This is a genomic window from Kitasatospora sp. NPDC059571 (genome assembly GCF_042735675.1).
In the GTDB taxonomy this organism is placed as follows: domain Bacteria; phylum Actinomycetota; class Actinomycetes; order Streptomycetales; family Streptomycetaceae; genus Kitasatospora.
In genome coordinates, this window is record NZ_JBHWBW010000288.1 from 1 (window position 1) to 7,122 (window position 7,122).

7 protein-coding genes are annotated in these 7,122 nt (G+C 75.4%); 4 read left to right on the top strand and 3 right to left on the bottom strand.

Annotation, left to right across the window (positions count from 1 at the left end):
* Together ACFV0G_RS26280 and ACFV0G_RS26285 are read right to left on the bottom strand one after the other, a co-directional pair.
* The coding region (locus ACFV0G_RS26280) for a hypothetical protein (RefSeq protein ID WP_380552791.1) at window positions 1-209 on the bottom strand (209 nt) is incomplete at its 3' end.
* Complete coding sequence (locus ACFV0G_RS26285) at window positions 206-985, bottom strand: DUF2071 domain-containing protein (protein ID WP_380552793.1); 780 nt, start codon at window positions 983-985, stop codon at window positions 206-208. The genes ACFV0G_RS26280 and ACFV0G_RS26285, both read right to left, overlap by 4 nt.
* A 434-nt stretch (window positions 986-1,419) precedes the next feature.
* Here ACFV0G_RS26285 and ACFV0G_RS26290 point away from each other — a divergent pair, with 434 nt between their 5' ends.
* The gene (locus ACFV0G_RS26290; RefSeq protein WP_380552796.1) at window positions 1,420-2,856 is read left to right on the top strand and encodes a GuaB1 family IMP dehydrogenase-related protein; all 1,437 of its coding nucleotides are present in this window, start codon (window positions 1,420-1,422) and stop codon (window positions 2,854-2,856) included.
* Window positions 2,857-2,901: 45 nt separating this feature from the next.
* Here the strand turns inward: ACFV0G_RS26290 and ACFV0G_RS26295 are convergent, their stop codons facing one another.
* Window positions 2,902-3,579, bottom strand: coding sequence for a DUF5995 family protein (locus ACFV0G_RS26295; RefSeq protein ID WP_380552799.1), 678 nt, complete (start codon window positions 3,577-3,579; stop codon window positions 2,902-2,904).
* A gap of 219 nt (window positions 3,580-3,798) precedes the next feature.
* Here ACFV0G_RS26295 and ACFV0G_RS26300 point away from each other — a divergent pair, with 219 nt between their 5' ends.
* The 3 genes from ACFV0G_RS26300 (at window position 3,799) to ACFV0G_RS26310 (ending at window position 6,999) form a co-directional block, all read left to right on the top strand.
* Entirely contained in the window at window positions 3,799-4,539 is a 741-nt protein-coding gene (locus ACFV0G_RS26300) for an SDR family oxidoreductase (RefSeq protein ID WP_380552802.1), read from the top strand.
* A 1-nt stretch (window position 4,540) separates the two neighbouring features.
* Window positions 4,541-5,638 carry an S-adenosylmethionine:tRNA ribosyltransferase-isomerase gene (locus ACFV0G_RS26305; protein ID WP_380552805.1) on the top strand — a complete coding sequence of 366 codons (1,098 nt, stop codon included), beginning with the start codon at window positions 4,541-4,543 and terminating at the stop codon, window positions 5,636-5,638.
* A gap of 242 nt (window positions 5,639-5,880) precedes the next feature.
* Complete coding sequence (locus ACFV0G_RS26310; protein ID WP_380552808.1) at window positions 5,881-6,999, top strand: glycoside hydrolase family 19 protein; 1,119 nt, start codon at window positions 5,881-5,883, stop codon at window positions 6,997-6,999.
* Window positions 7,000-7,122 lie beyond the last annotated feature (123 nt).

The following is a 7,122-nucleotide window of genomic DNA, read 5'->3' on the forward strand; positions in this document are numbered from 1 at the left end:
CCCGCGGGGGGGGCCGCCGGCGCGCCCCCCCCCCCGCGGCCCGCCCGCCCCCGGGCCGGCGCCCCCCGGGGGCCCCGCCGGGGCAGCCGTGCGGCGAGCAGTCCGGCGGCGCCCGCGGCGACCGCGGCGGCCGCGTACATCGGCCAGTTGTAGACCACCACCTCGCGCACGCCCGAGGGCCGCCGGGGCGCGGCGGGCCGCGCGCTCACCGCGCTGCCCCGTCCTCGCCGCGGCGCTGCCCGGCCTCCCAGCCGTAGTCGATGTCCGCGACGTGGAAGGCGTTGGCCAGCACCGGACGGGTGCCCGCGAACGGGCCGTGCTCGAAGAACGTCAGGGTCGGCACCTCCACCGCGACGGGGGTGGGCTCCCAGGCCGTCCGGGTGGCCCTCACCACGATCACCGACCGGGTCTGCGGCTCGTACTCGAAGGTGTAGGGCAACGGGCCGGCGAACCGCCGGGCGTCCCGTGCGGAGGCGAACGGGCTGCCGGCCGGCAGCGGGGCGGGCGCGTTCGCCAGGTCGGCCCGGACGTGCAGGTCGGCGCGGCCGTCGCGGCTGTCCACGGTGAACTCCAGGGTGCCGCCGGTCACCCGGCAGTCGATCCGGGCCAGCCGGTAGCGGTACCGGGAGAACAGGTTGCCGCCCGCCACCATCAGCCGCCGGTCGGTGTCGCTGCGCAGGATCCGCAGGCCGCGCATGGTCCGCCCGCCCGGGGTCGGGAACCGGGTGAAGATCCGGTAGCCGGTCAGCAGCCGGTCGGCGCCGAACCGCTCGGGCAGCCCGGCCGGGCGCAGCCCGCGGGTGTCCACCAGGGCGGCGGCCACGAAGCCGTGCTCGGTGCCGCCCGGGTCGGTGTAGGTGTCGAGGGCGAGGCCCGGCGGCACGAGCGGTCGGAGCAGCTGCGGCGGCAGCGCGTAGGTGAGCACCAGGGAGTGCGCGAACCGGGTCCGCATCGGGAAGGGGTGGCGCTGCAGCAGGTGCCTCACGGCCGTCCCCCCTCGATCCGGACGACCCGGACGCCGCCCCGGGGCACCGGGCCGTCCGTGCCTGCCGTCACCGCGACCGCCGTCCCGGGCGCCGCCGTCCTCCACGGACCGTCCACGTTCGTCCCCTCCGCTCGTCCGAGCCGCCGGGCCGTCCGCGCCCGTCGTGCGGTCGCGGCCCCGGCGGGAGCATCATGGCGGATATTTTGAACGCGTTCAACTCCATGGCGGGGATCAGCCCTCGTAGGTTCCTCCAAGGCTCTCTGCCGTGATCGCGCGCACCGCTGTGCGGACCTTCAAGGTTCCGGCGTGAACTGGCTTTCGGGCGGGGTATGGATGAGCATTGACGGTTGGGTGCGGGGCGCCCGAGTGCGCCCTGCGGCCGAGCCGCAACCGCGCCCCAGGTGTATCTACCGCCCAGCCAGAGAGCCCCCTTCATGCGCTTCCTGAACGACCTCATGCCCGCGTACGACCTGACCTACGACGACGTGTTCATGGTCCCGAGTCGGTCCGCGGTGGGCTCCCGGCAGGGCGTCGACCTCTCCTCCAACGACGGCACCGGCACCACCATCCCGCTGGTGGTCGCCAACATGACCGCGATCGCCGGCCGCCGGATGGCCGAGACGGTGGCCCGCCGCGGCGGCCTCGTCGCCATCCCGCAGGACATCCCGATCGAGGTCGTCTCCGAGGTGATCGGCTGGGTCAAGCAGCGCCACCTGGTGCACGACACCGCGCTCACCCTCAGCCCCGGCGACACCGTCGCCGACGCCCTGTCGCTGCTGCCCAAGCGCGCCCACGGCGCCCTCGTGGTGGTCGAGGACGGCCGCCCGGTCGGCGTGGTCACCGAGGGCGACTGCCAGGGCGTGGACCGCTTCACCAGCCTCGCCGAGGTGATGTCCCGCGACCTGCTGCTGCTCGACGAGGGCATCGACCCGCGGTCCGCCTTCGACAGGCTCAACGAGGCGCACCGCAAGCTCGCCCCGGTGGTCGCCGCCGACGGCTCCCTGGTCGGCATCCTCACCCGCAAGAACGCGCTGCGCGCCACTCTCTACACCCCGGCCGTCGACGCCGACGGCAAGCTGCGGATCGCCGCCACCGTCGGCATCAACGGCGACGTCGCGGGCCGCGCCAAGGCCCTGGTGGAGGCCGGTGCGGACGTCCTCGTGGTGGACACCGCGCACGGCCACCAGGAGTCGATGGTCGCCGCGCTGCGCGCCGTGCGCGGTCTCGACCCGCAGGTGCCGATCGTCGCCGGCAACGTGGTGTCCGCCGCCGGCGTCCGCGACCTGGTGGAGGCCGGCGCGGACATCCTCAAGGTCGGTGTCGGCCCCGGTGCGATGTGCACCACCCGGATGATGACCGGCGTCGGCCGCCCGCAGTTCTCCGCCGTCCTGGAGTGCGCCGCCGTGGCGCGCCGGCTGGGCAAGCACGTCTGGGCCGACGGCGGTGTCCGCCACCCGCGCGACGTCGCCATGGCGCTCGCGGCCGGCGCCTCCAACGTGATGGTCGGATCCTGGTTCGCCGGCACCTACGAGTCGCCCGGCGACCTCCAGACCACGGCCGACGGCCGCCAGTACAAGGAGAGCTTCGGCATGGCCTCGGCCCGCGCGGTGCGCAACCGCACCGCCGACGAGTCCGCGTACGACCGGGCCCGCAAGGCGCTGTTCGAGGAGGGCATCTCCACCTCGCGGATGTTCCTCGACCCGGCCCGCCCCGGGGTGGAGGACCTGCTCGACTCGATCGTGGCCGGCGTGCGCAGCTCCTGCACCTATGCCGGCGCCTCCAGCCTGGAGGAGTTCCACGAGAAGGCGATCGTGGGCGTGCAGAGCGCGGCCGGCTACGCCGAGGGCAAGCCGCTGCACTCCAGCTGGTGATCCGCGGCCGGGCGCCGCGCGCCCCGCGGGGTCACCCCCGCGGGGTCACTCCATCGGGGTGAGCAGCGCCCGGCTCGTCATGCCGACCGACCGGGAGAGGGCGACGGCGACCGCGTCCTCCACCGCCGGTGCGTGCCGCAGCTCCCACAGCGCCTCCACGGTGGCCCAGGCCGCGTCCCGGGCCCGGTCGATGCTCCACACGCCGAGCACGTGCAGCAGCGGCCCGGCCGCCCGCAGCGCCTCGGCGCCCGGCAGCAGCTCCTCCCGCACCTCGGACTCCACCTGCGCCAGCAGGTCGTTGATCCGGTGGTAGTCGGCCCGGACGTCCTCCGGGCGGTGGCCCAGCAACCGGCAGGTGTCCAGCACGGACAGCGGCAGGTCGTGCTCGATGTGCGCGTTCATCCCGGCCAGCGCGAACTGCAGCGGGTGGATGCCGGGCTGCGACCGCAGGTCGAACAGCGGCCGCCAGCAGGACGCGGGCCGCCGGCCGTCGCCGTCCGCCTCCACCGCGTCCAGGTAGCGCGCGGCGAACAGGGCGTCGAGCTCGGCCATGCCCGCAGGGTCGGCGAAGTACCCGGCGCCCAGGCGCTCCCGGACGAGCCCGGTGACCCGCAGGTACATCCGGTTGAAGACGGCGACGCCGTCCGCCGGCGGGAGGGCGGCCTGCAGCCGCTCCATCCGGTCGATCGCCTGATCGACCGTCAGTGCCTCGCTGATCGTCACGGAGCATGCCCTTCCGGTTCCGCCGGGTGGATCGTCCGATGGTAGGTCAGTGTGATCGGCCGCGACTCGCGGCGCGCCCGAAGGGTCGTCCGTGGACGCCCGCACCCCGGACGGCGGCCCGCGGCCCGGCTCCGCCGGGGGCCGTAGGCCCAACGGACCACCCCGTCCCCGGGCCGTCGGCCGATCCGCCGAGCGGGTCCGCGGCGGGAGAGTCGTGCCATGGACACCTCCCCGACCCCACGCGTCGCCGTCGTGACCGGAGCCTCTCGCGGCCTCGGCCTGGAACTCGCCCGGTCGCTCGCCCGCGACGGCTGGCGCCTCGTGATCACCGCCCGGCACCCCGCCGAGCTCGCCGCCGCGGCGGCCGAACAGGCGGCCCTCACCGAGGTCGCCGCCCCGGCCGGATCGGTCGTCGACGACGCGCACCGCGAGCGCCTCGCCGCGGCCGCCGCCGGCCTCGGCGGCGCCGCCCTGCTGGTCAACAACGCCTCCACGCTCACCGGTTACGACCTCGCCGGGGCGCCGATGCCGGCCCTCGCCGACTTCCCGCTGCCCGGGCTGCTGGAGACCTTCGAGGTCAACGTGCTCGGCCCGATCGCACTGACCCAACTGCTGCTGCCGCAGCTGCGCGGGCACGGCGGCGCGGTGCTCAACATCAGCTCGGACGCCGCCGTCGAGGCGTACGCCGGCTGGGGCGGGTACGGCGCCTCCAAGGCCGCTCTCGACCACGCCTCGGCGGTCCTCGCCGCCGAGGAGCCCGCGCTGCGCGTCTGGGCGGTCGACCCCGGCGACATGCGCACCCGGATGCACCAGGAGGCCTTCCCCGGCGAGGACATCTCCGACCGGCCGCTGCCCGCCACCGTCGTCCCCGCGCTGCTCGGCCTGGTCCGCGGCCGGCCGGCCTCGGGGCGCCTGCGCGCCGCCGACCTCGCCGACGCCACCGCGCCGGCCGGGGCCTGAGATGGCCGCAACCGTGCGGGGCGGCACCCGCCCCGACGCCGGCGGGGGCGCCGACGGGCTCGACTTCACCGTCCCCCCGGAACTCTCCGCCCGGGCCCCGGCCGAGGCCCGCGGCGTGGCCCGGGACGGCGTGCGGATGCTGGTCGGCCGGCGGGCCGGGCCGCACACCGCGCACCACCGCTTCGACGAGCTGCCCGCCCTGCTGGACCCGGGTGACCTGCTGGTGGTCAACGACTCCGGGACGCTGCCCGCCGCACTGACCGGGCGGCTGCCGGAGGGCGCCGCCGTGGTGCTGCACCTGTCCTCCGCCCAGCCGGACCGGCACGGCCGGTACCTGGTGGAGCTTCGCCGCCCGACCGCCGGGGCCGCCGCGTACTACGAGCCCGGCACCTCGCCGGCCCGCGCGGGCCTGCGGATCGACCTGCCCGGCGGCGGCACGGCCGGGCTGACCGCCGCCCTCACCCCGCGGCTGTGGCACGCCGACCTGCACCTGCCCGGCGGACTCACCGGCTACCTGGCCCGGCACGGGCGGCCCATCCGGTACGGCTACGTCGACCGGGACTGGCCGATCGAGGCGTACCAGACGGTCGTCGCCGCCGTCCCGGGCAGCAGCGAAATGCCCAGCGCGGCAAGGCCGTTCACCACCCGAACGGTGGCCCACCTGGCGGCCCGCGGGGTCCTGGTCGCCCCGGTCACCCTGCACACGGGGGTGGCCTCGCCGGAGGCGCACGAGGCGCCCTACGCGGAGCGCTTCCACGTCCCGGAGTCCACCGCCGCGCTGGTCGGAGCGGTCCGCTCGGCGGGCGGCCGGGTGGTCGCGGTCGGCACGACCGTGGTCCGGGCACTGGAGTCGGCGGCCGACGCGGACGGCGCGGTGCGCGCCGCCGACGGCTGGACCGACCTGGTGATCACCCCGGAGCGAGGGGTCCGGGCGGTGGACGGTCTGCTCACCGGCTGGCACGAGCCGCGCGCCTCCCACCTGCTGATGCTGGAGGCCGTCGCCGGGCGACCGCTGCTGGAGCGGTGCTACGCCGAGGCGCTGCAGGCGCGGTACCTGTGGCACGAGTTCGGGGACGTGAACCTGCTGCTCGCCCGGTAGGCGGCCGGGCTGTGAAGTGCCCCGCGCGGTGCGGACCCTTAACTCCGCCCTAACAGCGGCACGGTATCCCCCTAACGGCTTGACAGGTATAGACCAGCACGGTTGAGTCCTCCTCAGTCCCCGTACCGGCCCGTAACCCCGGCCGTCGACACCGGCCGGGCCCCTGCCACCCCTCGGGCCCGCGCGGGGCGTTTCCCGTCCTCGATCCCGTGCGGCCCCCACCGCACCCAAGGGGTGATCACGTGTCAGTCAAGCACCGCTCCACCTCGGTCAAGCGCCGTGCGCTGGCCTTCCTGACCGCGGCATCGGCCGTGGTCGGCCTGGCGTTCGTCCTGCCGTCCGCCGCCTCCGCGGCGACCTGCGCGGCGCCGTGGAGCTCATCCGCCGTGTACACCGGCGGCACCTCGGCCTCCTACAACGGCCACAACTGGACCGCCAAGTGGTGGACCCAGAACGAGGTCCCGAGCACCGGCGGCTCGGGCGTCTGGGCCGACCAGGGCACCTGCGGCGGCGGCGGTGGCAGCACCACCCCGCCCCCCGGCGGCGACTGCAACTACCCGGCCTGGGCGGCCGGCCAGAACTACGCCACCGGCGCGATCGTGCGCTACAGCAACGGCAACCTGTACCGCGCCACGCACGACAACCCGGGCTACGACCCGACCATCTCCACCTGGTACTGGGAGCCCTACTCCTGCTCCGGTGGCGGCAGCACACCCACCCCGACCCAGACCTCGAACCCCGGCGGATTCCCGGTCAGCGAGGCCCAGTTCAACCAGATGTTCCCGAACCGGAACTCCTTCTACACCTACAGCGGGCTGACCGCCGCGCTGAGCGCCTACCCGGCGTTCGCGGCCACCGGCAGCGACACCGTGCGCAAGCAGGAGGCCGCGGCCTTCCTCGCCAACGTCAGCCACGAGACCGGCGGCCTGGTCTACATCGTCGAGCAGAACACCGCCAACTACCCGCACTACTGCGACACTTCGCAGTCGTACGGCTGCCCGGCGGGCCAGTCCGCGTACTACGGCCGCGGCCCGATCCAGCTCAGCTGGAACTTCAACTACAAGGCGGCCGGCGACGCCCTCGGCATCGACCTGCTGCACAACCCCAACCTGGTGCAGACCGACGCCGCCGTCGCCTGGAAGACCGGGCTCTGGTACTGGAACACCCAGAGCGGGCCGGGCACCATGACCCCGCACAACGCGATGGTCAACGGCGCCGGCTTCGGTGAGACCATCCGCAGCATCAACGGCAGCATCGAGTGCAACGGCGGCAACCCCGCCCAGGTCCAGAGCCGGGTCAACGCCTACCAGAACTTCGTGGCGATCCTCGGCACCACCCCGGGCGGCAACCTCACCTGCTGAGCCGGCCGCTCGACCCCGTCCCGCGCCCGACGGCGCCGGACCCCCGGGGGGGTCGGGCGGGCACCCCCGCCCCCCCCCGCGGCGGGGGGGGGGGTGGGGGGGTCCCGCCGAGCGCGGGGGCGG

Coding starts and splice junctions, on each gene's coding strand:
- ACFV0G_RS26290 (WP_380552796.1), top strand. CDS start 1,420: ATGCGCTTCCTGAACGACCTCATGCCCGCGTACGACCTGACCTACGAC.
- ACFV0G_RS26300 (WP_380552802.1), top strand. CDS start 3,799: ATGGACACCTCCCCGACCCCACGCGTCGCCGTCGTGACCGGAGCCTCT.
- ACFV0G_RS26305 (WP_380552805.1), top strand. CDS start 4,541: ATGGCCGCAACCGTGCGGGGCGGCACCCGCCCCGACGCCGGCGGGGGC.